This is a genomic window from Corynebacterium lubricantis DSM 45231 (assembly GCF_000379425.1).
Taxonomy (GTDB): domain Bacteria; phylum Actinomycetota; class Actinomycetes; order Mycobacteriales; family Mycobacteriaceae; genus Corynebacterium; species Corynebacterium lubricantis.
Window position 1 is genome coordinate 37,999 of the sequence record NZ_KB902184.1, and the last position, 23,900, is coordinate 61,898.

Consider the following 23,900-nt stretch of genomic DNA (forward strand, 5'->3'; position numbering starts at 1 on the left):
TCCACCGATATCCACGCATAGAATGCCCGGCTACAAGTGGTTGAAATTAATGAAAGAAGCAAGAGCATGCCAGAACGTCAAGCGGTCGGAGACGCCGACATTTCCGCCGCTACCCGGGTTATCAGTGCCCTGGATTCTCCTCTGCGGATGAAAATTCTCGCCCTCTTAAATGAGCGCAGCCATGTCGTGCACGAACTTGTTTCTGCGCTGGAAAAGTCTCAGCCCCTAGTCAGCCAGCACCTTCGCGTGTTGAAGAAAGCCGGCCTGGTCAACGCCGATCGCATGGGCCGTGAGGTCGTCTACAGCCTGGCAGCCCCTGAGGCGATCGAGCTAATCCTGAACGCTGCTGCAATTGCAGGCGATCTGGAAGTAACAGAACCTGCCGCTGTGTTCGACGCTGAAAGAGACGACTTGAAAGAACTACGCTCCCAGACCGCAACCACGGTGCCTTCCACTCCGGATTCCAATGGGGTCGCGGCAGCTGCCCTCATTGGCGTACCGAATGAAAACTCCGCCGATGTGGATCCAGGAGTGGTTCCACAAACGCCAAGTCCGATTAACTAAGGCTTAACTAAGGTTTCCACGCGGTTAGGTGCTATTTTCTGTAAGCTATTTGTTGTTTCCGCTTACTCAGTCTCTTAACCTCAGTCTCTTAACGATGTACCTCAACGGCTACACGTGTTGGCAAGGAGCCCAATGTCCACACGCAATTCAGTCCCTAAACTGGGCGCCCGCAATACTCGGCAGCGCACCGCAATTGTCAATGTCCTAAGAGAGATTGACCGCTTCGCGTCGACGAAAAAGATCCACCAAGAACTCGAGCAGCGTGGCGAAAACGTGGGTCTGACCACGGTGTATCGTACGCTGCAATCCTTGGCGGAGATCAAGGCCGTTGATGTGTTGCACATGGCAAATGGTGAAACACTCTATCGCCATTGCATGACCGACGACCATCACCACCACCTGGTGTGTGGGGTCTGTGGGCGCACTGAGGAAATCAAGGGCGGGCCTGTTGAGCAGTGGGCGCGCGAGACCGCGCAGGCCTACGGCTACACGCTTACGGGCCACGATGCCGAGATCTTCGGCACCTGCCCGTCATGCCAGGCACAAGCGCAAGCCAATTAGCCCACTATCTGGCCGAAGAAGGCACCCAGCACGTAGGTGATGCCCGCGGCACCCAGACCGATAGCCAGTTGACGCAGCGCGCGCGTCAGTGGTGGCTTACCGCTCAAAATACCGGTGATGCTACCCGTGATCAGCAGCGCAATAGAGACCAAAACCAAAGCAACTACTGCGCCAACGGCTGGGCCTGCACCAAAGATGAACGGGATGATGGGGATGAATGCCCCCACCGCGAAGAAGCAGAACGACGAGATCGCCGCAGTCCAGGCACCACCGGCGCCCTTAAAGGATTCGTGCTCCAACTCGTCGATACGCGTGCCCTGCTCGAGCGCTGCGAAATGATCCGCCGCGCGACGCTCGGCCTCCTCTTGGCTCATCCCCCTGGCGCGGTAGACCAGCGCCAACTCGTTTTCGTTGACATCGAGCTTATTGACCATCTGGCGGGTCCCGGGGTCGGGAGTAGAAGCGTCGAGAAGCTCATTCTGCGACTTCACCGAGACGTACTCGCCTGCCGCCATCGATAGCGCGCCGGCGAGCAGGCCGGAAATACCGGTGAGCAAAATGTAGTTTGAGCTCACGCCGGAGCCCATCACGCCGATCACCAACGCGAGGTTGGACACGAGACCGTCGTTGGCTCCGAAGACTGCGGCGCGGAAGTTGCCTGACATCTTTTCGCGGCCCTTTTGGGCGAGCGCGCGCACTACCTCGGCATGCATGGCCTCGTCGGCGGCGATCTGATCGGAGGCGTCCTCGTCGTCGAGGTATGGGCTGCGCTGCTCCGCTGACTGCATCAAAGCCAGGGTGAACACCGAGCCGAACTTGCTGGCCAAAAATGCCATGAAGCGGGTATTGAGATCCGGGGACTGGGGCATGCCCACATGCTCGCCGAGCTTGTCCTGCCAGTAGCGCTCGTGGCGCGACTCCGCATCAGCGATGGCAAGCAGAATCTCGCGCTCCTCGCCGTCGCGCTTCTTCGCCAGCTCGCGGTACACCGCGGCCTCGGCACGCTCGTTAGCGAGGTAGCGACGCCACTTCTTAACCTGCTGCTTTGTTGGGGTCTGTTCTATTTCGCTCTCCGCGAGTGCGTTCATTTGGTTCCTCCAAATCTGCGGTCCCGCTTCGCGTAGTCCAACACAGCGTCGTACATATCCTGCGGGGTGAAATCGGGGAACAGTTTATCCTGATACACCATTTCTGCATAAGCGGACTGCCAGAGCAGGAAGTTAGAGGTGCGCTGCTCGCCCGAGGGGCGCAGGAACAAGTCCACGTCGGGCATGTCGGGGCGATAGAGGTAGTCCGACATGGTCTGCTCGTTGAGCTGCTCGGGGCGGATCTTGCCCTCCTGAGCATCCTTGATCAGCTTGCGTCCCGCATCTACCAGTTCGGCGCGGCCGCCGTAATTCACGCACATCACCAAGGTCATCGCGGTGTTGTCTTTGGTGAGTTCCTCGGCGATCTCAAGCTCGCGGATGACGCTGCGCCACAGGCGAGGGCGGCGACCCGCCCACACAATGCGGACGTTCTTCTCGTGCAGAACGTCGCGCTGGCGGCGCAACACGTCGCGGGAGAAGCCCATAAGGAAGCGGACCTCGTCGGCTGCGCGACGCCAATTCTCCGTGGAGAACGCGTACGCCGAGAGCCACTTGACCTCGCCGAGGGCCAGGCACGCGTCAACGCAGTCCATGAGGACGGCTTCGCCCTTCTTGTGGCCCTCAGTGCGCTTGAGACCTTGGTTTTCGGCCCAACGCCCGTTGCCGTCCATCACCAACGCGATGTGCTTGGGAATGAACTCTGCTGGAATTTCTGGTGGAGGTGTTACGTTCACTCCACCATTATGCCTGTTCCATGATCTTGAGCGATTTAACACCCTGTTCCAGATGCCACTGCAGGTGCGCGGACGTCAGTCGATGCACCTGGGCGCTGATGTGTGCATCGGCCAGATCGCAGGCAGAGGCGAGGTGTCCGTTTTGGAGCAGCCACATCACGTGCAGGGTTTGTTCTTGAACTTCCGCCGAGCCCTGTGGGCGACAGTTATTGCACACCGCCCCGCCGATGCCCGGATGGAAAGTATGGTGCGGGCCGGGCTTGCGGCAATTCGCGCAGTCAAAGAGCGCGAGGCCCCAGCCGGAGTGCTCAGTGGCGCGCAGGATGAATTTATCCAGCACTAGAGTCGTGTGCTCATTGGATTGCAGCTCGCCGAAGGCTTCGGTGACTGCGTTGAAAAGGAACGGATCATCGTCGGCACCCGCGTAGGCGAGCCGCTCAGCCGACTCCAAGATGGCGCACCCGGCGGTGTACTTGTCGTAGTCGTCGATGATGCCCGAGCCGTAGTAGTTCACGGTGTCGGCCTGCGTAATCGTGGCCAGATTACGCCCCGGGTAGAGCTGGACGTCGATGTCCACGAAGGTCTGTAGGCGCGAACCGAAGCGCGACTTCGACCGGCGCACCCCTTTAGCCACGGAACGCACCAGACCGTGGTTTTGGGTCAGCAGCACAATGACCCGGTCGGCCTCACCAAAATCGTAGGACCGCACCACCACGGCGCGATCGCGAAACGACTCCCGGGTGGCCATCTTAAAAGCCCAACCTGCCCAGGGACTTCGGGTCCGACTGCCAGTTCTTCAAAATCTTAATACGCAGGTCAAGGTGTACGTTTTGGTTCAGAAGCGCCATGATTTCCTTACGCGCACGCTGCACGAGCGAACGGAAACGACGCCCATCCGAGCCCTCGATGATGCGCTTCTGGCCCGGGCGCTCCAGGTACAAAATGGCGTGAATGACCAGCTTGTCGGGGTTGTCTTCGTCGGGAAGCATCTCGTCGATCTCCACTGCCACGGAGTGTGGCAGCTCCTCGCGCAGACCCGACAGCGCGGCCTCGCGGATCAGCTCAGAGATCCGAGTTTCCATGTCCTCGTCGGTGACGTGATCAACGGGGTAGAAACGCGGGCCCTCCGGCAGGTTCTCGGTGATCACATCCATGAGCACGTCGAGCTGCGTCGCCTTAGTGGCCGACACCGGAACAACGTCAGCGTCGCCGCCGAGCATGTCGTGCAGCTCCAGCAGTTGCGCGCCGACCTCGTCCTTGCCGGCCTTATCCAGCTTGGTCACCACACCGATGATCGGGGTTTTCGGCGCCACCTTGCGCACGTTCTCAAGGATCCAACGGTCACCCGGGCCGATCTTCTCGTCGGCAGGGATGGTCAGGCAGATCACGTCGACATCGGCGTAGGTGTCCTGCACGACCTCGTTGAGGCGCTCGCCCAGCAGGGTGCGCGGGCGGTGCAGACCCGGGGTATCCACGAGGACGACCTGTGCGTCCTCGCGGTTGACGATTCCACGAATTGGCCGGCGGGTGGTTTCTGGCTGGTCCGCGGTGATAGCAATCTTCTGCCCCACCAGCGCGTTCGTCAGCGTTGACTTCCCCGTGTTCGGACGGCCAACAAAACTAACGAAGCCAGAACGAAAACCTTCCGGCGTATCCGTGAATGAGTCTATATCCATAATGCCTTAGTGTAGTCAGTCAACTAGCCTGGCCACGAACCGCAACGGCGGATTCGCAATCAGCTCCTGCTTCTCAATCAGCGGCATCTCAGGCAAGCCACCCGAAACCGTCGCCTCGACCATCCGGAACAGCGTGCCGGCCATGTGCTCGAGTGCGGCCTTCGGCCCTTCGCGGTGCGTCGCCGTAAACAGCGCCGCCGCCAGATCGCCCGTACCCACGGTCTTGCCGCCCATCCGCGGCGTCTCCACGTACCAGACCTCATCCGGGTACACGGCCAGCATGCCAATCTTCCCGTCGCCGGCCTCGCACGAGGTCACAATCGTCCGGGGATGCAGGTGTCGCGCGGCATCAATCGTCTCGCTTATCGACGACAGCTCCCGCCCGACCAACAGCCCCAACTCCCATTGGTTGGGAATGATGAAATCGGCAACCGGGATCACGGTATCGCGCAACAAATCCGGGATCTCCGAGAGTACAAACGAGCCGCGTTCCTTGTTGCCAATCACCGGATCGCAGATATAGACGGCATCCGGGTTCGCCTCTTTGACCCGCCTGGCAGCATTGACGATGACTTCCGCGGTATCGGGGCTGCCGAGGTAACCGGAGAGGCATGCGTCGATAAGCGGAAAAACCTCTCGCTCCTCGATGCCGGTGATCACCGCATCGATCTCACTCGCGGCGAGCATCGGCCCGCGCCACGTGGGGTACTCGGTGTGGTTGGAGAAGTTGACCGTTTTCACGGGCCAGACTTCGTGGCCGAGGCGCTGCATGGGAAACACCGCGGCCGAGTTGCCCACGTGGCCCAAGGCCACCGTCGACTGGATCGAGAGGATATTCATTAGAGTGCGCGCGCCGTGAACTGCATGCGTGGGTTGGCGTAGAACTCCTGGGCCTCGACGAGCTTGAGCTCGCGGGAATCGGCTTCGTGGGTGAGCTCAAGCAGGTCAAAGACGCTGGACGCAGTCTTGGCCAGGGCGTCGGCGGCGTCGCCGGACTCGATGTAGTGGCCGGTGAACAGGGCCGCGGTGACGTCACCGGAGCCGTTGCGCTTGAACGGGATGTGCGGGGTCTGGATGATCCAGGTGCCCTTCGGATCGGAGACCAGCATCTCGATGGTGTTCTCGTCGCGGTCCGGGCGCAGCACCGAGGTGACCAGCACGGTCTGCGGGCCCATTGCCTTGGCGGCGTCGACGGCCTTGAGCGTGGAGTCCAGGTCCCCTGCCTCAAGTCCAGTGAGGTAGCCCAGCTCGAACTGGTTCGGCGTGATGATGTCCGCAACCGGAACAACCTTGTCGCGCAGCAGTGGCGGAATGTTGTCGGAGACGTGGCAACCGGACTTCGCATTGCCCATCACGGGGTCGCAGGCGTAGACGGCGTTGGGGTTCTCCGCCTTGACGGCTGCGACAGCATCCACGATCACTCCGGCGATCTCGTCGCCGCCCTGGTAGCCCGACAAGATCGCGTCGATCTCGCCGAAAACTCCGCGCTCGCCGATTCCCTTGATCACTTCGGCAACGTCTGGGGCCGGAATCATCGGGCCACGCCATGCACCGTAGCCGGTGTGGTTGGAGTAATTCACCGTGTTCACGGGAAGCACTTCGTGGCCGAGGCGCTGCAGCGGGAAGACTGCCGCAGAGTTGCCGACGTGGCCGTATGCTACCGCCGACTGGATCGAGAGAATATTTTTCATGCCATACATCATGCTTGCTGGCTGGTTCGAAACAAAGTCCACCCCCGGTTAATTTTCATAGACCAGAGGTGTCCTTAAGATCACGAATAATACATAACACCATAAGCAAAGTACATAGGTACACTTGGAGAGGTACACGGAAACCCTAGAGCGGGCGCCGAGTCTGCTCTTAACACTTGAGGAGAATGACTATGCGCGCAGCGCGTTACTACGGCAACAAAGACATCCGCATCGAAGAAATCGACGAGCCAACCGCCGGCCCAGGCCAGGTCCTGATCAAGGTGGCATGGTGTGGAATTTGCGGTACTGACCTGCACGAATACCTCGAAGGTCCCATCTTTACCCCACCTCACGGCCACCCACACCCCATCTCCGGTGAAGAAAACCCCGTCACCCTGGGCCACGAAATGTCCGGCACCATCGAGGCTCTCGGCGAGGGTGTCACCGACCTCGAAGTCGGCCAGAAGGTCGTCGTGGAGCCCTACATCATCCACGATGACGTGGACGAGAAGACCGACCCACACTACAACCTCTCCCCTGATATGAACTTCATCGGGCTCGCCGGTCGCGGCGGTGGCCTCTCCGAGAAGATCGCTGTTGAGCGCCGTTGGGTCCACCCCATCGCTGATCACGTGGAACTCGACGAGGCTGCACTAATCGAGCCTCTGTCCGTGGGCCACAACGCGTTCAAGGCCTCGGGCGCGAAGGAGGGCGACGTTGCTTTCATCGGTGGCCTCGGCCCCATCGGCCTGCTCACCGCTGCGGTACTCAAGGCCTACGGCCTGACCGTTGTCGCCACCGAGACCTCTTCGCTGCGCCGCGAGAAGGCAGTGGAGACCGGTGTTGTCGATCATGCTCTCGACCCAACCCAGGTCGATGTTGTCGAGGAAGTAAAGAAGCTCACCGATGGCGTCGGCGCCGACGTGGCCTTCGAGTGCACCTCCGTCAACGTGGTCCTTGACCAGCTCGTCGAGGCTCTGAAGCCTGCCGGCACCCTGGTCATCGAGTCCATCTGGTCCAAGAAGGCCGAGCTCGATGTCCACGCCGTTGTGATGAAGCAGCTCACCATCACCGGCATCATCGGCTACGCACACGATCACCCCGAGACCATCAAGCTGGTCGAGGAGGGCAAGGTCGATCTGAAGCCATTCATCACCGGCAAGATCGGTCTCGACGGTCTGATCAACGAGGGCTTCGACACCCTGATCAACCACAACGAGACCGCGGTGAAGATCCTGGTCTCACCGGACCTGTAGTTCCGGCTGCACGTTAACGGATCCACATTGACGAAAACCGCGGTCGGCCATTAGTGACACTTAATGGTGACCGCGGTTTTCGTTGATCTGCAACCGTTAATGTACGCCCCTGAAACAGCCCGCCCACCTAGTCCGAGAAGTGGTGATCGATGAACGGCTCGTTTTGTTCCGGCACATCGATGACCACGCTGGTCACCTTCATCCGGCCTCGGCGGTCCCGTCCGCCCTCTGCGGTGAAGTGCAGCCCCTCGAACTCGACACCGGAGCCCGGCAGAGGCACGCGGCCCAGGCCATAGGAGATCAAACCGGCGACGGTGTCGACTTGGTCTTCGACTTCTTCGTCGAACTCCAGGTCGTAATCCAATTCGTCGTCGAGGAAGGACTTCAGATCATCCAGTGAGAGGCGCGCAACCGCGCGGTATTGGCGCTCACCGATCTCTTCAATCGGGGCGACTTCGCTCTCGTCGTACTCGTCAGTAATCTCGCCGACGATTTCCTCGAGGATGTCTTCCATGGTCACAAGGCCGGCGATGCCGCCGTACTCGTCGACAAGCATGGCGAGGTGGGTGTTGTCGCGCTGCATCTCCTGGAGCAACTCGTCGAGAGGCTTGGACTCAGGAACGAAGAAGGCTGGGCGCACGATGTCGCCCACCTTCACCCCGCGACCGCCGTCGGTGCGGTGGTAGGTCTCGCGGACGATGTCTTTGAGGTAGGCGATGCCGACGATGTCATCGACGTTCTCACCGATGATCGGTACGCGGGAGTGTCCGGAGCGGATCATCAGGGTGGTGGCCTGACCAGCGTTTTTGTCGGCCTCCAGCCAGATCATCTCGGGGCGCGGCACCATGACGTTCTTGGCATAGGTGTCGGCCAGGTCGAAGATGTTTTGGATCATGCGCTGCTCGGTCACCTCAACGATGCCGTGCTCCTGGGCGATGTCGACCATCTCGCGCAGCTCCACCTCGGTGGCGTACGGGCCGTCGCGGAAGCCGTGGCCTGGGCTAAACAGGTTGCCCAGCCAGATCAGCAGCTTGGATACCGGTCCAAGAATCTTGTTGATCGCGGAAAGCAGCTGCGCCGAACTCAGCGACACCGAGTAGGGGTTGCGCTTGCCCACCGTGCGGGAGAATACGCCCACCACGCCGAAGCTCAGCAGGGAAACAGCTGCAATCGCGGCGGTGATTGCCCAAGCATCAGACTCGATGATGTCCATGGCCATCATCGCAGCGAACACGGCCGCGGTAGCATCGAGGATCGTGCCCAGCATCACCAACAAGTTGATGTGGTTCGCCCGGTAGTTCAACACGCGCAGGAGAGCATCCGCGCCGCGGACCTCCTCCTTGACCATGTTTTCCACGCGAGCCCGCGAAATGGAACTAACCGCGGCCTCAACCGTGCCCACAAGGCCCGAGGCTAAGAGTGCAATGACGGCGACGATGCCGTAAATGACCCATACTTCCACTAGCTACCGCCCTGCTCTTTCTCTTGCTCTTCCACCAAACCGTCGAGGGCCTCGCGGTCTGCGGCGGTGGGGAAAGCGTGCTTGCCCGCAGGCTTCGGCTGGTAGGACACGTCTTTTTGAGTCAGGTAGTCGTACCAGTCGGCCAGGACCTCGTTCTGCAGCGCGAACATCTCGCGCTCATCTTGCGGTGTGGCATGGTCGTAGCCCAAGAGGTGCAAGGTGCCGTGCACGGTTAAGAGTGCGAGCTCGTGGCCCAGTGAGTGCCCGGCGGCGCGGGCCTGCTTGTCGTCGTACTCGGGACACAAGATGATGTCGCCGAGCATGGCAGGCCCTGGTGCCGAAGCGTCGGGGCGGCCGCTGCCCGGGGTGAGCTCGTCCATGGGGAAGCTCATCACGTCGGTGGGACCGGGCAGGTCCATCCAGCGCTCGTGCAAATCCGACATGGTGTCTGAATCCACCAAGGTGATGGTGACTTCGGTGTCGGGATGCACATCCATGGCAGATAGTGCGAAAGACGCTACGTCGATAAGCATCTCTTCATTGACCCCGTCAAAGCCTGACTCGTTGAGGACCTCGATACTCACTTTTCTTCCTCCTCGCGCTGGGCGGCGCGCTTCTCTTCCTGTTTAGCGTCGAATTCGTCGTAGGCGTTGACAATGCGGCCCACCAGCGCGTGGCGCACGACGTCGCTGGAGCCCAGCTCCGAGAAGTGCACGTCCTCCACACCGCGCAGGATGTGGCGCACAAGCCGCAGACCGGAGATCTGGCCGCGCGGCAGGTCCACCTGGGAGATATCGCCGGTGACCACCATCTTCGCGCCGAAGCCGAGACGGGTGAGGAACATCTTCATCTGGGCTGGTGTGGTGTTTTGAGCCTCGTCGAGAATCACGAACGCGTCGTTGAGCGTGCGACCGCGCATATACGCCAGTGGCGCGACCTCGATGATGCCTGCCTCCATGAGCTTCGGAATCATCTCGGGATCGAGCATGTCGCGCAGCGCGTCATAGAGCGGGCGCAGGTACGGGTCGATCTTGTCGTTGAGCGTGCCCGGCAAAAAGCCTAGCTTCTCGCCGGCCTCAACGGCAGGGCGCGTCAAAATGATGCGCTTGACTTCCTTGGATTGCAGCGCCTGGACGGCCTTCGCCACCGCGAGGTAGGTCTTGCCCGAGCCCACGGGGCCGATACCGAACACGATGGTGTTCTCGTCGATCGCGTCGACGTATTCTTTCTGCCCCAGCGTCTTCGGGCGCACGACCTTGCCGCGCCGCGAGATGATTTCGGAGCCCAGGATGTCGGAGACCGACTCCGGCGAGTGCTGCTCCATGATCTGCACGGCCTGCGTCACGGCATCCTTGGAGACGACAACTCCGCGACGAGCCATGGACTCCAATTCGCCTATGACCTTGGTACCTTGGCTCACTTTATGTGCGGGTCCGGTCAACGAGACGCGCGTACCGCGTGCAAACACATCTATGCCGAGCAGGTTGGACAAGACCTTGAGGTTTTCGTCCGAGACGCCGAAAATTGTATGTGCGTAGGCCGAATCCACATCGACTGTGTGCGAAATGACTTCGGGGGATGATTCCATGAGCGTCACTCTACCAGCGCGAACTCAGCACGCCGATGGCAGCAAGGCCAACCGCCGCGGCCGTCGCGGTGCGCAGCACCTCGGGCCCCAGTTTCACAGGGGTCGCGCCGAGTAGTTCCAGCTCATCGGTGCCGATGCCGCCTTCGGGGCCGACGATGAGGTAGATCTCGTTGGCAAGAGCAATATCGCGTATCGACGATTCCGCGTCCTCGTGCAGGACAAGTGCCTGCTTCCCCGCGATGATGTCCTTGAGCTGGTTGCTCGTGACCGGATCATGGACCTCCGGGATGAAGGTCCGCCGCGATTGCTTCGCGGCCTCGCGGGCTGTCGCCTGCCACTTCTCCACGTTTTTAGCCACCTTCGGGCCCGTCCACCGCGCAATGGTGCGGTGCGAGATCCAGGGGATGATCGCATCGGCACCGGTTTGGGTGGCTAAGTCAACGGCGAGTTCGGCGCGCTCGGATTTCGGGATGGCTTGCACCACCGTCACCCGTGGGGTCGGCGCCTCGTCGACACCTTGCTCTAACACCTCACCCTTGAGCAGTTCCTTGCCCGACGTGTCGGTGACGCGCACGCGCGCCCACGTGCCGCGGCCGTCGATGAGCATGATCTCTTCGCCGGGTGCGATGCGCTTGACGGTCACGGCGTGGCGCCCCTCTGCCCCGGCGAGTTGGCCGGTCAGGGGTGCCTCGGTGATGAAGTGTGGCAGCGACATTAGCGCTTGAACTTATCGCGCAGGCGGCTGAAGAAGTTGCCGTCGCCGCCCTCGTCCTCAACGGCGGGCTGATCGCCGTCACGGGCAGCGCGCAGCTGCTCGAGGGCCTCGCGGGCCTCGTCGGAAAGATCTTGTGGCACGGTGACCTGAACATCGGCGACCAGGTTGCCGCGGCCCTCGGCGCGCAGGCGTGGCATGCCCTGACCCTCGAGGGTGATCTTCGCGTTTGGCTGGGTGCCTGCGGGGACGTCGATGGTGTACTCCTCGCCGCCGAGGTCCACACCTGTCAGCGAGGTGCCTAGTGCTGCGTCGAGCATCGGCACGCGCAGCTTCATCTGCAGGTTGTCGCCCTCGCGCTTGTACACAGGGTGGCGCTGGGTGGAGACCTCAACGTAGAGATCACCAGCTGGGCCGCCACCGTGGCCGACCTCGCCTTGACCGGCCATGCGGATGCGCATGCCGTCGGCGATGCCTGCAGGAATGGTGACTACCAGGTCGCGGCGCGCACGCACGCGGCCCTGTCCGGAGCACTTCTTACAAGGGTCGGGGATGATCTCGCCGAAGCCATCACACTTTGGGCAGTCCATGGTGGTCATGACGTTGCCCAGGAAGGAGCGCTGCACCTCTTGGACCTGGCCCGAACCCTGACAGTTGTCACAGGTAACGGGCTTCGCCTTGGACTCGGAACCGGTGCCCTCACAGTGGTCACAGACAATCGCGGTGTCGACGCGGACGTCCTTCTTCACACCCGAGAAAGCCTCCTCGAGGGTGATCGAGGTACGCAATAGCGCATCAGAGCCGTGCTGGACGCGGGAGCGTGGGCCACGGGATCCGCCGCCGAAGAAGGCTTCGAAGATGTCGCCGAAGCCGCCGCCGCCAAAGCCACCGGCACCTGGCTGGCCTGCGCCCTGCTCCATCGGGTCGCCGCCCATGTCCACGATGCGACGCTTTTCTGGGTCGGTGAGCACCTCTTGCGCCACCGAAGCCTCACGGAACTTCTCCGCGGCCTCCTCGGAGGGGTTGACGTCCGGATGGTACTTGCGGGCAAGTTTGCGGTACGCCTTTTTGATTTCCGAATCGGAGGCGTTCTTGTCCACCCCGAGAATCCCGTAGTAGTCACGAGCCACTGTGTATAAAGTCCTTTCGTTATTCGCCGGCCAGTACGCGCGAAATATAGCGCGCCACTGCGGCAACTTTCTGAATCGTACCGGGGTAGTCCATATATGTCGGGCCGAGCACTCCCAGTCCGCCGAGTGTTTCACCGTCGGAACCGTACCCCGCGGTTACCACGGCGGCCTGGGACAGGCCCGCTTCTTCGTTTTCGCGCCCAATGCGCACGCTCACGTCACCCAGATCGGGCACGTTTGTGAGCAGCTTGAGCACCACAACCTGTTCTTCCAACGCGTCAATGACCTCATGTAATCCCTGCGGCATATGCGTCAGGTTCGCGGCACCCGCAATAATGAGGCGATCGGTGGGCTGATCCACCAAGGTCTCGAGCAGCACGGTGGCCGCCCGCATCACGTGATCGGCGATCTCGGGTGGTGCGCTTGCAGCAAGTTCAGCCACGGAAGTCGAGGCATCGGCGAGTGTTTTGCCCTGCAGCGCCGTGTTGAACATGTCGCGCAGTGCCGCCACGCCGGCGTCGTCGATAGGCCGTGCGAGCTCGACATTGCGCTGGTCCACGCGGCCCGCATCGGTGATCAGCACCAACAGCAGGCGTTGTGGCGCAAGCGCCACCACCTCGCAGTGCTTGACCCGCGAGACGTTGAGCGTGGGTAGCTGCACCACGGCAGCCTGCCGGGTGAACTGCGCGAGCAGCTGCGCCGAGCGACGCAGCACGTCTTCCAAGTCCACGCCGCGCTCGATGAACTCGACGATTGCGCGCCGCTCCGCTCCCGAGAGCGGCTTGACCTCGTGGATCGTATCCACGAAAGCGCGGTAGCCCTTCTCCGTGGGCATGCGCCCCGAGGATGCGTGTTGCTGCTGAATGTATCCTTGTTCTTCCAGCGCCGCCATATCGTTACGCACGGTCGCCGGTGAGACTTGCAGTTGGTGCCTATCTACCAGCGCTTTCGAGCCAACTGGTTCTTGCAGGGCGATGTAGTCGGCCACGATGGCACGCAAAACTGCCTGCCGTCGCTTCTCCGTAGCATTCGCCATTGTTAGCACTCTCCTTCCCTGACTGCTAACACTACTGTAATCACGAATCACTCAGCTGCCAAGATGTCGGTCACGATACCGTCGGCAAGTAGCCTTCCGGTCTTCGTCACACGCACTCGCTTATCGACGATCAGCCTGCCCGCTTCCTCATGCCTACGCACCACAGGGAGTGCACTGTCATTGATCCACTCCAGCGGGATTCCCTCCTTCAGGCGCAGGCCAAGCATGATCTTTTCCATATGCTCGTCGTCCGCCGTGAGCTGCTCGCGCTCGGCGATGGGCAGCTCACCCGCCGAAAGCAACTGGTTGTATTTCTCGGGGCGCTTCACGTTATAGAAACGCTCGTTACCCATGTAACTGTGCGCGCCCGGGCCCGCGCCCCACCAGCGCCCACCGCGCCAATAGATCAGGTTGTGCTGACACTCCCCGCCCGGTTTCGACCAATTGGAAACCTCGTACCAGTCAAACCCCTCGGACTCTAAGGTGTGCGCGATCAGCTCGTAGCGGTCTGCGAACGTATCCTCGCTGGGTGCCGGGAGCTCCCCGCGCTTGACCTTGCGCGCCATGGCGGTGCCGTCCTCGACGATCAGGGAGTACGCCGAGACGTGATCCACCTCGGCCGACAAAATATGGTCAAGCGTCTTTTTCACGTCGTCTTCGGTTTCGGTTGGTGTGCCGTAGATCATGTCCAGGTTCACGTGCTCGAATCCCGCACGTTTTGCCTCGCGGGCGGCCTCGACGGCCCTGCCCGGGGTATGCGTGCGGTCAAGGATTCTCAAAATCGGCGTGGACGCGGACTGCATGCCCAGGCTCACGCGGGTAAATCCAGCCTCGCGGATTCCCTCGAAAAAGCCCGGATCGGTGGACTCCGGGTTGGACTCGGTGGTCACTTCCGCACCCGGTGCTAGCCCGAAGTTGTCCTTGACGGCCTTCAAGATCCGGCCCAGGCCGTCAGCGCCCATCAGGGACGGTGTGCCGCCGCCGATAAACACGGTGTCGGCTTGCGGACCATCTGCCAGGGCGAGTTCACGCTCCAGGTTGTCGAGGTATTGCTCGTAGGAGGAATCGACCTCAGTGGGTGTGTAGGTGTTGAAGTCGCAATACCCGCAGCGGGTAGCGCAAAAAGGGACGTGGATATACACACCAAAAGACATGGTGAATAGAGTACCCGTTAAAACCCTAAGCGCCCTTACGCGAGCGCTTCGCTGCGACCTTGGCCACCACCGCGTCGATACGCGAACGCTCCGCCAGGAATGCTGGCGGGTTCGAGCCGCGCATCGAGCGGGTAAACGCCGGGTGTTCCTTCGCCACGACCTCGATCCAGCCGTCGACGGCGACACGGACAATATCGCCGACGCGCGCGTAGAGGTGCGGCAGGGAGACGATGCCGAGTTCACGGGCAACCATCTCGGTCTGCTCGAGAACATACTCGACGACTTCACCGAGGTGCTGGACCACGAGATCGGTGCGTGATTCTAAGGCGTTGTGGATATCGTTGACACGCACGAGCGCCCCGAAGACCGGGAACAGATCGCTCAGGCCTTCGCCGTCGAGGATTTCCGGTTCGGGAACTTTCTCCTCCTCGGAGGCCGAGGCGGAGAGGACACCTGCGCGCACACCGGAGGTCAGCGCTTGGCGCAGGCCGACGAGCTCGCCGACGATGCGACGCGAATCTACACGCGCGTCCTCGATGATCTCGTTGAATTCGGCCAGGCAATCCTCGATGAGTTCGCCGTCATAGTCCGCGATGGCCTCGGCCAGGTGCTCGATATACTCCGCAACTTCGTCGCCGATGTTGTAGATTTCCTGGGTCAGCTCACGGTGACGCAATTGAGCGGCAATTTTTTGCACCGAGGGCTCCCTTCGACGTTTCAAGACCTCAAGTAGTGGTTGAGGGTTGTGCGCTTACGCATAGCGACTCTATGCCACTTCGGCCACCTTTTCGTGATGGCGCGCCGAAGTGTTCTCACAGCTAAATTTTAACGTTCGTACAGTTGCTCGATGTCCTTGGAAAAACGCTCCGCGACGACGTTGCGCTTGACCTTCATCGTCGGAGTGAGCTCGTTTTCCTCCTCGGACAGATCGCGCTCCAGGATGCGGAACTTCTTAATCTGCTCCGCGTGGCTGACCGTGGCATTCGCCATGTTCACGGCGTCCTGGACCTCAGCGTGCAGCGCGTGGTTGGCCACCAAGTCCTTGAGCTCCGTGCTCTCCGGAATGCCGTTCGCCGCCTTCCAGCGCCCCAGTTCCTCCTGGTCGAGGGTGACCAGCACACCGATATACGGTTTACCGTCGCCGACGACAAGAGCCTGAGAAATCAGCGGATCCTTGCGCATGATCTCCTCGAGAGGCTGCGGCGAGATATTCTTGCCGCCAGCGGTGACAATCAGGTCCTTCTTGCGACCGGTGACCGTAATGAAGCCGTTCTCGTCGATCTCGCCGAGGTCGCCCGTGTTGAACCAGCCGTCCACCAGCGCTTCGCGCGTGGCCTCCTCGTTGTTGATGTAGCCCTTGAACACACCGTCGCCCTTGATCAGGATCTCGCCGTCTTCGTTAATCTTTGCCGCGTAGCCGCCAAGGGGGCGACCCACGGAACCGATCTTGGTGTGCTTACCAAAGTTCACGGCAGCAGCCGCGGTGGTTTCGGTCAGGCCGTAGCCCTCGTAGGCGGGCACACCGATGCCACGGAAGAAGTGGCCCAGCTCGGTGCTCATCGCCGACCCGCCGGTAATGGCGTATTGCACTTCCCCTCCGAGCGCATCCTTGATCTTGGAGTACACAAGCCTATCGGCCACCTTGCGCTTGGCTTCCAGCACCCGCGAGGGCCCCTTCGGGGTATCCAGGGCCCTGGAGTACTCGATGGCGGTGGCTTCTGCCTGCTTGAACACGGTGCGGCTGACCGGTCCGCCATCCATGGCCTTGTGGTAGGCCGCATCGCGGACCTTTTCGAACACGCGCGGCACACCGAGGACCAGGTGCGGGTGAGTGCGCTGTAGCTCCATGGTCAATGAACCGGTGTCGGCCCAGTGCGTTTGCGTGCCACCGCCGATTGTCAGGGCGATGGATACGGCACGCGCCAGCACGTGTGCCATCGGCAGGTAGGTCACGATGCGGGTGCCAGGTCGCGCGATCTCACCGATGCGGTGCGAGAGCAGGGCGCGCACCTGGTGGATCCAGTTCTTGTGGGTAAGAATGCAGCCCTTTGGCTTACCGGTGGTACCAGAGGTGTACACCAGCGAGCCCAAGTCATCGTGCTTGATGGTGAGCACGCGCGCATCGACCTCGGAGTCGGGGATGTCGCGGCCCTCGAACTTGAGGGTGTCAACGGCAGAGGAGTTGATCTCCAGCAGGCGACGCAGCTTGGTTGGCGAGCCCATGATTGGGGCGCGGCCTTCGTCGTCAAGCACTAAATTCGTCAACACATCGGTATGCTCGCGGGTCTCGGCGATCGCGAGTACGGCCTCGGAGTCTTCAACGATCCACTGGATCTGCGAAGCCGACGACGAGGGGTAGATGGGCACGCTGGCGGCGCCGGCGGCCCAGATGGCGAAATCGAGCAGCGCCCACTCATAGCGGGTGGCCGATAGCAGCGCGACGCGGTCGCCGGGCTGCACACCGAAGGCCATGAGCCCCTTCGCTACCGCGTAGACCTCCTCGAGGAATTCACCGGCAGTCACGTCGACCCATTCGTAATTCTGTGGGCGCGAGTACAACACCAGGTGAGGGTTGGATTTGCACAGCCCGATCAACGCGGTGATGCAATTGTCGTCCTCGGCAAGGTGAAAATTCGCGGGGGTTTCATAAAATCCACGGGTGGCCGCGCTTGCCTCTGCATTGGACATAAATTGGAGCCTTTCTGCCTTCTAAACCTCAGGTAATTCTCTAATAATTTCACGCAATTTTGATCGATAGTACGCGCTTCCCATTGTGCTCACAGGTCGCGGATAGGGTTGGTGAAACGCCGAAACATCACGCGAATCGGTTTTCTTTGGCAATATGGACACTCGTGATCAACGTAGAGCTTCTAAACACGCTCGCTAGTGCCTACGGGTTGTCGACGCGCTACACCAGTTCTGACGGGGAGGAAATCATTCCTCCGTCCGAGTCTCTGGTTAAACTCCTGCGCGCCGGTGGTCTTTCGCTTAGCGACGAGCCCACCGACAACGAATTGAACGCGGCTATTGAGCGTCACCGCCTTGTCCAGGCCACGCGCCCACTTCCGCCCTCAGTGATTGCGAAGGAGGGTGAGGAGAAGAGCTTTAATATTCACGTCCATGACGGCTCCCCCGCCAACGTCTGGATCGAGCTCGAGGATGGCTCGTCGACTCAGGCGTACCAGGACGAGAATTGGACCGCTCCCGTCGAGTTCGATGGCATCACCTGGGGCGAGGCCACCTTCCACATTCCGGGCGACCTGCCACAGGGGTGGCACACTCTGCACCTGGAATCGGAAGAGGTCAATGAGACCGCCGCGCTGATTATTACTCCTGCGCGCCTGTCCACCACCGACACATATATCAACAACCCCGTCTACGGTGTCATGGCGCAGCTCTACTCCGTGCGCTCGAAGGAATCCTGGGGCCTGGGCGACTTCCACGATCTGGGCCATCTGGCGGAAATCCTCGCCTCGCGCGGTGCGGACTTCCTGCTGATCAACCCGGTGCATGCAGGTGAGCCTTTCCCTCCCGTCGAGGACTCCCCCTACCTGCCGACTACTCGCCGGTACGTGAATCCGATTTATATCCGCGTCGAGGATGTCCCCGAGTACGGCAATCTCGAAGCCGATGCTATCGCGGAGATCCAGGAACTCATCGCGCCGCTCAAGGCGATGAACTCCTCGGCCGAAGCCATCGAGCGCAATCCAATCTTTGAGGCGAAACTCAACGTGTTGCGCGAGATCTTCTACACGGAGTTCACTGCTCCGCGCCTTGCGCAGTTTGACGAGTTCATCGAGCAGCAGGGCCAGGGCCTCAACGACTTTGCCTCGTGGTGCGCGCGCCGGGAACTCGACCAGCGAGCAAACGCCAGCGCACATGCGCTTGAGGGCGAAGTGGCAGAGCTGGAACGGTTCTACATGTGGCTGCAGTTTCTTGCCGACGAGCAACTCGCCGCAGCTCAGAAGCGCGCCGTTGATACCGGGATGAAGATCGGCGTGATGACCGACTTGGCAGTCGGTGTCCACCCAGGCGGCGCCGACGCCCACAACCTGGCCGAGGTATTGGTTGCCGATGCGTCGGTGGGCGCACCCCCAGACAACTACAACCAGCAGGGCCAGGATTGGTCCCAACCCCCATGGAACCCAGTGCGCCTGGCCGAGGCGGGCTACCGCCCGTGGCGCAACCTGTTGGCCACGGTGCTGCGCAATTCCGGCGGCATCCGCGTCGACCACATCCTGGGTCTGTTCCGTTTGTTCTGGATGCCACGCATGGAGCATCCACGCAACGGCACGTACATGAACTACGACCACGACGCGATGCTGGGTGTGCTTGCCCTCGAGGCCGAGCGCGCTGGCGCCGTTGTTGTGGGCGAGGATCTGGGCACCTTCGAGCCATGGGTCCAAGACGTGCTCGCTGAGCGAGGCGTGATGGGTACCTCGGTGTTGTGGTTTGAATCGTCGCCAAGCAGTGACGCTCCGCGCAGACAGGACGAGTACCGTCCGGCGGCGCTATCGTCGGTAGGCACCCACGACCTTCCGCCGACCGCGGGCTACCTCCAGGGCGCACACAACGAGCTGCGCGAAAAGCTGGGGCTGCTCGAGGACCCTGTCGAAGAGGTCGACGCTGAAGACGCGCTGTGGCAGGGTCGCGTCCTCGATGCGGTGCGCGATGCGGGAGATTTCGGCGATGCACAAACACCTGAGGGAAGCTTCACCGAGGTGCCTCGCGACGAGCGCGGCAACGTGGAAGATCTCCTGGTTGCCCTGAACCGCTACATCGCGGGCACGTCGTCGGCGCTGACCTGTACCAACCTGGTGGACATGGTTGGCGATACCCGGATTCAGAACCAGCCGGGCACCAACGCGGATCAGTACCGCAACTGGTGCGTGCCACTGACCAATGGTTCGGGCACCCCGGTCCTCATCGAGGACCTCGAGGGCATGGAGCTGTTCAACCGAGTGGCTGAGGCTTCCAAGAGGAGCTAGCGGAGGCTAGAACATTCCCACCAGTGCCGCGATGACCAAGAGCGCTAGCAGGATCCACAGCGATTGCGTCACGCGGGACTGGGGGTATTTCCGGCGCGACTTCGGAAGCTTCTGATCCTGCTTCCGCAGGTTCTCTGGGTTTGCCATAGTTGCTTACCTTACTTCCTTTTCGGCCCGCCCCCGAAATGCGGCCGAAAAGCCCACACCAACCGCATCAATGATGCGCAGCAACACCACCGCGACCACGCCTGCGATAGGCAGGACCACCAGCAAAACCAGCGGCAGCTGAATCCACAACGAGGCCTGGGTCAGTGCTTGGATCAGTTGGTCCATGGCCTTACACCTTCACGCCTTCGAGACCGCGGCGCACCAGCAGTGGGCGCACATCCTTGTCGCGTCCGCGGAATGCCTTGTAGGCCTCGGAGTAATCGCGGGATGCGCCGCGCGAGAGGATGGTATCGCGGAAGAGCTGGCCGGTCTCGCGGTTGATGCCGCGCTCCTCGACTAGCTGGTAGCCGTCGGCGTCGAGTGCCTCGGCCCAGAGGTAGGAGTAGTAGCCTGCCGAGTAGCCTCCGGCGAAGATATGGTTGAACCAGGTGGAGCGGTAGCGCGGTTCCAGGCCTTCGACATCGAGGCCGATCTCCCGCAGGACCTCGTTTTCGAAGGCCTCGATGTCGGTGGGCACTTCCCCTTCCAGCGAGTGCCAGGCCAGATCGATGGCGCTGGCCGCCAAGTACTCGGAGGTGGCGAAGCCCTGGCCGAACTTGCGCGATTCAATAACCGCTGCCATCAGCTCGTCTGGGATGACCTCGCCGGTATCCACGTGGCGGGCGTAGTTGCGCACGATCTCCGGTGCGAAGGCGTAGTTCTCGTTGATCTGAGAGGGGAACTCCACCCAGTCGCGTGGCACCGAGGTGCCCGACATGGATGGATAGCGCACATTCGACAGCAGCCCGTGCAGGCCGTGGCCAAACTCGTGGAACAAGGTGGTCACCTGATCAATGGAGAGCAGCTCGTCGCTGACGCTCATCACGTTGACCACGACTGGTTTCGTGCCAGCGAGCTGGGATTGATCCACGAAGGAGCTCATCCAGGCACCGCCACGCTTGGTGGGCCGTGCCCCATAATCGGTGAGCAACAGACCCAGGCCGGTTCCGTCCTCGTCGATAACTTCCCAGACCAGGACGTCGTCGCGGTAGGCCTGCAAATCTTCCCGACGCTTCACGGTAATCCCGTAGAGCAGGTGCGCGGCATAGAACACGCCATCCTCAAGTACCTGCTTCAGCGGGAAATACTTGCGCAGTTCCGCCTCGTTAATGTCCAAATCTCGCTCCGCGCGCTTTGCCTGCCAGTACGGCCAGTCGGCACCACCTAGTTCCTCGCCTGCCATCTCGCCGGCAAGCTTGCGCTCCCCCTCGGCCTGGGCCGCGGCCGCCGGCGCGAGGTCAGAAATCAGATCGCGCGCGGCAGAGGCGTCGCCGGCGGTTTCCTCGGCGATTACGTAGTCGGCGTGGGTGTCGTAGCCCAATAGCTTCGCGCGCTCCTGGCGCAAGCGCACCGATTCGAGCACGATCTCGCGGTTGGAATCGGTGCCGCGCTTACGGGAAGCATCGAACACCTTATGGCGCGAGGAAGATAATTCCAGCTGAGACTGGGCCGACTGCGTGGTGGGCAGCTCGATGGGCAGGACATAGTCGCCGGATTCTTCATCGAAGCTGGCTTGGATCAGCTCGTCGGAAAGCCCGGCGAGTTCCTCCTTGGTGGAAAAGTGCACGGCCAGCTCGCGGGTGTCTTCGATGAGGTTGCGCCCGAACTTCTCGGAGAGCTCGGAAAGGCGCTGGTTAATCGTCGATAAGCGAGCTTTTTCTGCGTCCGAAACGTCCGCACCGCGACGCGCGAAGCCGCGCAAAAGCTTGTCGTGGAGGCGCTGCGACTCCTCGTCTGCGGGAGGCGTGACCGCCTTGATGCGGGCGTAGAGCTCGGCGTTTTGGTAAATGGCATCGGAGTGCGCGGAGAGCTTGGGCACCCACTCGTCGGCGATCTCGTTGAACTCCTCGGTGGCGTCGGTGCCTTGCAGGTTGAAGAACCACGAGGTCACGCGCTCGAGGTCGGCGCCGGCAAGCTCCAGGGCTTCGACGGTGTTTTCCCATGTCGGCTCCGCTTCGGAAATGATTTCGTCGATCTCGCGGCGCTGATTCTCCAGCGCAATGGGGAATGCCTCCCTCACATGATCCAAGGTAATGGCCCGAAAATCGGGCAAATTGTACGGCAGAGTGGACGGTGTCAGGAGAGGGTTCGTCATAAGGCACTATGCTACCCCGCACGCTAGATTGGTAGGCATGCATTCTGCTGAAGTGACGTGCCCTGCAGGAACCATTGTCGGTGTAAGCGACGGGGTGGTTGATGCCTACTATTCCATCCCCTACGCGGAGCTTCGCACTCCCTTTTCTAACGCCACGGCCACTCACCGCGGAATGATGATCGACGCGACCGGCCCCAGAACCGACCCCATGGCGTTGACCGTGATGGCTCCTGCGGGCGCCAGCGATGCCGATGATTTCCCGGTGCTGGTCTACATCCACGGAGGCCGCTTCGAGGAGGGCTCGCATAACGACGAACGCGCCAACGGCTATGCCACCGCGACTCAGTCGGTGGTCCACGTCCAGATTGACTACCGCGTGGGGCTCGCGGGCTTTGCGCCCTTCCACGACGACGAACCGAATCACTACCGTGGCATCGATGATTGCAATCTCGCGCTTGAGTGGATCCAGCGCAACATCGAAGCCTTCGGCGGGGACCCCACCAACGTCACGGTTGTGGGGCAATCGGCGGGCGCGGCGATCACGTTGTGGCTCGCACGCCGCGACCACTTTCGCGGTGCTTTTCGACGAATCGTGGCGCTGAGCCCGGCCTTCCCCCACAAGTCTTATGAGCAACGCCGCGACACTCTCCAGGCAGCATTCCTCGGTATGCGCCTGACCCGCGAGAACTTCATCACTGCCAGTCCGAGGCGCATTGATGCAGCGTACAAGCGTTTTCGTCGCCGATACGTGCTCGATGTGGCGCTTGGTCCGGCCCCACTTGAGCCTGCCGAGATGGCTGACGTGGATGTCATTGTCACGTCGGTTCGCGACGAGATGATTGCCCACCCAGTTGCCCTCAAAATAGACAAAATGGGATTGGGCACTACGGCTGTAAAAACCCTCGGCCCAGCAATTGGTATCGAGCGCGAGGAGATCGAACCGTGGCTTGAGACTGCCCGGAAAATGGATCCCAAGCATGTGTTCGGCCGCTTGTTAAGCGACGCGATGATTCGCCACTGGACTGATCTAGTTGCTGAAGAAGCCCCCGCAAAAGTTTGGCAGGCGGAATTTCTGCCGAGCGCGTTCGAGTCCGCCGGGCACTGCCACGACTTGAAGCCACTTTTTGGTGTCCACCCTTACACCGCCGGTGAGGGCCTGCACGCGCAGCTTCTCGAATACGCCCGAACGGGTCATGTGGGCTGGCCGGAATATTCAGCCGATACGGGCCGCACTGTAATGTCTATCAATTTGGCCTGCGAGAATGCCCACGAAGTCCGCGACCCACTGGGGTATGTGCGCAGCAGCTTTAACTAGCGCTGTGGTTCGACGCGTTCCAGCACGGAGCGCAACCTGGTGTCTTGCAATTCCAGGGAGAACCAGGGGCTAAAGGCCCACGGGGTTGCATCGACTGCTGCGAGCAGTTTCTGCGGCTCGACCCACACGTAGGCGTCAACTTCTTCTGGGTTTGGCGAGAGCGAGGCGCCCTCGTGCATGCGTACCGCGAACACTGGGCACACCTCGTTTTCAACCTGACCAGAGGAATCCACGGCCCGATAGCGGAAATCGGGGACTACTTCGCGCACCTCAGCGATGAAATCTGAGGAAAGGTTAATCTCGTCGCGCGCGCGACGACGGATCGCATCCGGGATCTCCTCGCCCGGTGCTGGGTGGCCACAGAAACTGTTCGTCCACACACCCGGGAATGTCTTTTTACTCAGCGCGCGGCGGGTCACCAGCACGTTGCCCTCTGCGTCGAACAGCCAGGCAGAAAATGCGAGGTGGAGCGGAGTCTTCGTGGAGTGGACCTCGTCTTTGTAGGCCACACCTTCAGGCTCACCCATAATGTCGAGCAATACAACCTGTTCGCGTTCAGACACAGTGGCGCACACTTCCTTATAGTTTTGACTGGACTAGCTTTGACGGGAATTTAAACTAAGTACTTGCCCTTGACGATACC

24 protein-coding genes are annotated in these 23,900 nt (G+C 61.2%); 5 read left to right on the forward strand and 19 right to left on the reverse strand.

The genetic code is table 11. From position 1 onward, the window contains the following. Positions 1-66: 66 nt before the first annotated feature. Both A37O_RS14530 and A37O_RS0103160 read left to right on the forward strand, forming a co-directional pair. Complete coding sequence (locus A37O_RS14530; RefSeq protein ID WP_018296044.1) at positions 67-564, forward strand: ArsR/SmtB family transcription factor; 498 nt, start codon at positions 67-69, stop codon at positions 562-564. A 132-nt stretch (positions 565-696) separates the two neighbouring features. Further along, positions 697-1,125: a Fur family transcriptional regulator gene (locus tag A37O_RS0103160; RefSeq protein ID WP_018296045.1), complete on the forward strand. Its 429-nt coding sequence runs from the start codon at positions 697-699 to the stop codon at positions 1,123-1,125. On the opposite strand, the gene A37O_RS0103165 is transcribed toward A37O_RS0103160, so the two are convergent. The 6 genes from A37O_RS0103165 to pdxY (A37O_RS0103190) all read right to left on the reverse strand — a co-directional run bounded on the left by A37O_RS0103165 (position 1,122) and on the right by pdxY (A37O_RS0103190) (position 6,323). Beyond that, positions 1,122-2,213: a VIT1/CCC1 transporter family protein gene (locus tag A37O_RS0103165; protein WP_018296046.1), complete on the reverse strand. Its 1,092-nt coding sequence runs from the start codon at positions 2,211-2,213 to the stop codon at positions 1,122-1,124. The two genes, A37O_RS0103160 and A37O_RS0103165, sit on opposite strands and share 4 nt — an antisense overlap. Further along, positions 2,210-2,884, reverse strand: coding sequence for an isoprenyl transferase (locus A37O_RS0103170; RefSeq protein WP_245533781.1), 675 nt, complete (start codon positions 2,882-2,884; stop codon positions 2,210-2,212). Before A37O_RS0103170 ends, A37O_RS0103165 begins: the two co-directional genes overlap by 4 nt. A 70-nt stretch (positions 2,885-2,954) precedes the next feature. Further along, positions 2,955-3,695: a DNA repair protein RecO gene (gene recO, locus A37O_RS0103175; protein WP_018296048.1), complete on the reverse strand. Its 741-nt coding sequence runs from the start codon at positions 3,693-3,695 to the stop codon at positions 2,955-2,957. A 1-nt stretch (position 3,696) separates the two neighbouring features. Further along, positions 3,697-4,623 (reverse strand): GTPase Era, encoded by a 927-nt coding sequence (gene era / locus A37O_RS0103180; protein WP_018296049.1) that lies wholly within the window; start codon positions 4,621-4,623, stop codon positions 3,697-3,699. A 15-nt stretch (positions 4,624-4,638) separates the two neighbouring features. After that, complete coding sequence (gene pdxY, locus A37O_RS0103185) at positions 4,639-5,463, reverse strand: pyridoxal kinase PdxY (protein WP_018296050.1); 825 nt, start codon at positions 5,461-5,463, stop codon at positions 4,639-4,641. Then, positions 5,463-6,323 (reverse strand): pyridoxal kinase PdxY, encoded by an 861-nt coding sequence (gene pdxY / locus A37O_RS0103190; RefSeq protein ID WP_026196093.1) that lies wholly within the window; start codon positions 6,321-6,323, stop codon positions 5,463-5,465. The genes pdxY (A37O_RS0103185) and pdxY (A37O_RS0103190) overlap by 1 nt, the downstream gene beginning before the upstream one ends. A gap of 182 nt (positions 6,324-6,505) precedes the next feature. Between pdxY (A37O_RS0103190) and A37O_RS0103195 the strand changes: the two genes are divergently transcribed. Continuing rightward, entirely contained in the window at positions 6,506-7,570 is a 1,065-nt protein-coding gene (locus A37O_RS0103195) for a 2,3-butanediol dehydrogenase (RefSeq protein WP_018296052.1), read from the forward strand. A 127-nt stretch (positions 7,571-7,697) separates the two neighbouring features. Here A37O_RS0103195 and A37O_RS0103200 read toward each other — a convergent pair whose 3' ends face one another. The 9 genes from A37O_RS0103200 to A37O_RS0103240 all read right to left on the reverse strand — a co-directional run bounded on the left by A37O_RS0103200 (position 7,698) and on the right by A37O_RS0103240 (position 17,340). Next, a complete protein-coding gene (locus tag A37O_RS0103200; RefSeq protein WP_018296053.1) occupies positions 7,698-9,032 on the reverse strand; it encodes a hemolysin family protein in 1,335 nt (444 codons plus the stop codon). Further along, positions 9,032-9,616 (reverse strand): rRNA maturation RNase YbeY, encoded by a 585-nt coding sequence (gene ybeY, locus A37O_RS0103205; RefSeq protein WP_018296054.1) that lies wholly within the window; start codon positions 9,614-9,616, stop codon positions 9,032-9,034. Before ybeY ends, A37O_RS0103200 begins: the two co-directional genes overlap by 1 nt. Further along, positions 9,613-10,620 (reverse strand): PhoH family protein, encoded by a 1,008-nt coding sequence (locus A37O_RS0103210; RefSeq protein WP_018296055.1) that lies wholly within the window; start codon positions 10,618-10,620, stop codon positions 9,613-9,615. The genes ybeY and A37O_RS0103210 overlap by 4 nt, the downstream gene beginning before the upstream one ends. A gap of 10 nt (positions 10,621-10,630) precedes the next feature. Beyond that, complete coding sequence (locus A37O_RS0103215) at positions 10,631-11,335, reverse strand: 16S rRNA (uracil(1498)-N(3))-methyltransferase (RefSeq protein WP_018296056.1); 705 nt, start codon at positions 11,333-11,335, stop codon at positions 10,631-10,633. Next, complete coding sequence (gene dnaJ / locus A37O_RS0103220) at positions 11,335-12,462, reverse strand: molecular chaperone DnaJ (RefSeq protein WP_018296057.1); 1,128 nt, start codon at positions 12,460-12,462, stop codon at positions 11,335-11,337. The genes A37O_RS0103215 and dnaJ overlap by 1 nt, the downstream gene beginning before the upstream one ends. A 19-nt stretch (positions 12,463-12,481) precedes the next feature. After that, positions 12,482-13,498, reverse strand: coding sequence for a heat-inducible transcriptional repressor HrcA (hrcA, locus tag A37O_RS0103225; RefSeq protein ID WP_018296058.1), 1,017 nt, complete (start codon positions 13,496-13,498; stop codon positions 12,482-12,484). 47 nt (positions 13,499-13,545) lie between these two features. After that, on the reverse strand, positions 13,546-14,652 hold the full coding sequence (gene hemW / locus A37O_RS0103230) for a radical SAM family heme chaperone HemW (RefSeq protein WP_018296059.1): 1,107 nt from the start codon (positions 14,650-14,652) through the stop codon (positions 13,546-13,548). 25 nt (positions 14,653-14,677) lie between these two features. Next, positions 14,678-15,349 (reverse strand): hypothetical protein, encoded by a 672-nt coding sequence (locus A37O_RS0103235; RefSeq protein WP_018296060.1) that lies wholly within the window; start codon positions 15,347-15,349, stop codon positions 14,678-14,680. Between the two features lie 128 nt (positions 15,350-15,477). Beyond that, positions 15,478-17,340: an AMP-dependent synthetase/ligase gene (locus tag A37O_RS0103240; RefSeq protein WP_018296061.1), complete on the reverse strand. Its 1,863-nt coding sequence runs from the start codon at positions 17,338-17,340 to the stop codon at positions 15,478-15,480. 164 nt (positions 17,341-17,504) lie between these two features. On the opposite strand from A37O_RS0103240, the gene malQ reads away from it, so the two are divergent. Next, complete coding sequence (malQ, locus tag A37O_RS0103245; protein ID WP_018296062.1) at positions 17,505-19,640, forward strand: 4-alpha-glucanotransferase; 2,136 nt, start codon at positions 17,505-17,507, stop codon at positions 19,638-19,640. A gap of 6 nt (positions 19,641-19,646) precedes the next feature. Here the strand turns inward: malQ and A37O_RS16640 are convergent, their stop codons facing one another. Genes A37O_RS16640 through A37O_RS0103260 form a run of 3 tightly spaced genes read right to left on the reverse strand, consistent with a single transcriptional unit; the run spans position 19,647 to position 21,942 of the window. Next, positions 19,647-19,787, reverse strand: coding sequence for a hypothetical protein (locus tag A37O_RS16640; protein WP_018296063.1), 141 nt, complete (start codon positions 19,785-19,787; stop codon positions 19,647-19,649). Between the two features lie 6 nt (positions 19,788-19,793). Then, positions 19,794-19,973, reverse strand: coding sequence for a hypothetical protein (locus tag A37O_RS0103255; RefSeq protein ID WP_018296064.1), 180 nt, complete (start codon positions 19,971-19,973; stop codon positions 19,794-19,796). Positions 19,974-19,977: 4 nt separating this feature from the next. Beyond that, the gene (locus tag A37O_RS0103260) at positions 19,978-21,942 is read right to left on the reverse strand and encodes a M3 family metallopeptidase (RefSeq protein ID WP_026196094.1); all 1,965 of its coding nucleotides are present in this window, start codon (positions 21,940-21,942) and stop codon (positions 19,978-19,980) included. Between the two features lie 37 nt (positions 21,943-21,979). On the opposite strand from A37O_RS0103260, the gene A37O_RS0103265 reads away from it, so the two are divergent. Continuing rightward, positions 21,980-23,257: a carboxylesterase family protein gene (locus A37O_RS0103265; RefSeq protein ID WP_018296066.1), complete on the forward strand. Its 1,278-nt coding sequence runs from the start codon at positions 21,980-21,982 to the stop codon at positions 23,255-23,257. Here A37O_RS0103265 and idi read toward each other — a convergent pair. After that, positions 23,254-23,820, reverse strand: a complete 567-nt coding sequence (gene idi, locus A37O_RS0103270; RefSeq protein ID WP_018296067.1) for an isopentenyl-diphosphate Delta-isomerase — start codon at positions 23,818-23,820, stop codon at positions 23,254-23,256. The two genes, A37O_RS0103265 and idi, sit on opposite strands and share 4 nt — an antisense overlap. Positions 23,821-23,900: the final 80 nt, after the last annotated feature.

What these genes read in the sequence shown, in the direction of transcription:
- A37O_RS14530 (WP_018296044.1), top strand. Translation starts at nt 67, where the DNA reads ATGCCAGAACGTCAAGCGGTCGGAGACGCCGACATTTCCGCCGCTACC.
- A37O_RS0103160 (WP_018296045.1), top strand. Translation starts at nt 697, where the DNA reads ATGTCCACACGCAATTCAGTCCCTAAACTGGGCGCCCGCAATACTCGG.
- A37O_RS0103165 (WP_018296046.1), bottom strand. Translation starts at nt 2,213, where the DNA reads ATGAACGCACTCGCGGAGAGCGAAATAGAACAGACCCCAACAAAGCAG.
- A37O_RS0103170 (WP_245533781.1), bottom strand. Translation starts at nt 2,884, where the DNA reads ATGGACGGCAACGGGCGTTGGGCCGAAAACCAAGGTCTCAAGCGCACT.
- recO (WP_018296048.1), bottom strand. Translation starts at nt 3,695, where the DNA reads ATGGCCACCCGGGAGTCGTTTCGCGATCGCGCCGTGGTGGTGCGGTCC.
- era (WP_018296049.1), bottom strand. Translation starts at nt 4,623, where the DNA reads ATGGATATAGACTCATTCACGGATACGCCGGAAGGTTTTCGTTCTGGC.
- pdxY (WP_018296050.1), bottom strand. Translation starts at nt 5,463, where the DNA reads ATGAATATCCTCTCGATCCAGTCGACGGTGGCCTTGGGCCACGTGGGC.
- pdxY (WP_026196093.1), bottom strand. Translation starts at nt 6,323, where the DNA reads ATGTATGGCATGAAAAATATTCTCTCGATCCAGTCGGCGGTAGCATAC.
- A37O_RS0103195 (WP_018296052.1), top strand. Translation starts at nt 6,506, where the DNA reads ATGCGCGCAGCGCGTTACTACGGCAACAAAGACATCCGCATCGAAGAA.
- A37O_RS0103210 (WP_018296055.1), bottom strand. Translation starts at nt 10,620, where the DNA reads ATGGAATCATCCCCCGAAGTCATTTCGCACACAGTCGATGTGGATTCG.
- A37O_RS0103215 (WP_018296056.1), bottom strand. Translation starts at nt 11,335, where the DNA reads ATGTCGCTGCCACACTTCATCACCGAGGCACCCCTGACCGGCCAACTC.
- hrcA (WP_018296058.1), bottom strand. Translation starts at nt 13,498, where the DNA reads ATGGCGAATGCTACGGAGAAGCGACGGCAGGCAGTTTTGCGTGCCATC.
- hemW (WP_018296059.1), bottom strand. Translation starts at nt 14,652, where the DNA reads ATGTCTTTTGGTGTGTATATCCACGTCCCTTTTTGCGCTACCCGCTGC.
- A37O_RS0103240 (WP_018296061.1), bottom strand. Translation starts at nt 17,340, where the DNA reads ATGTCCAATGCAGAGGCAAGCGCGGCCACCCGTGGATTTTATGAAACC.
- A37O_RS16640 (WP_018296063.1), bottom strand. Translation starts at nt 19,787, where the DNA reads ATGGCAAACCCAGAGAACCTGCGGAAGCAGGATCAGAAGCTTCCGAAG.
- A37O_RS0103255 (WP_018296064.1), bottom strand. Translation starts at nt 19,973, where the DNA reads ATGGACCAACTGATCCAAGCACTGACCCAGGCCTCGTTGTGGATTCAG.
- A37O_RS0103260 (WP_026196094.1), bottom strand. Translation starts at nt 21,942, where the DNA reads ATGACGAACCCTCTCCTGACACCGTCCACTCTGCCGTACAATTTGCCC.
- A37O_RS0103265 (WP_018296066.1), top strand. Translation starts at nt 21,980, where the DNA reads ATGCATTCTGCTGAAGTGACGTGCCCTGCAGGAACCATTGTCGGTGTA.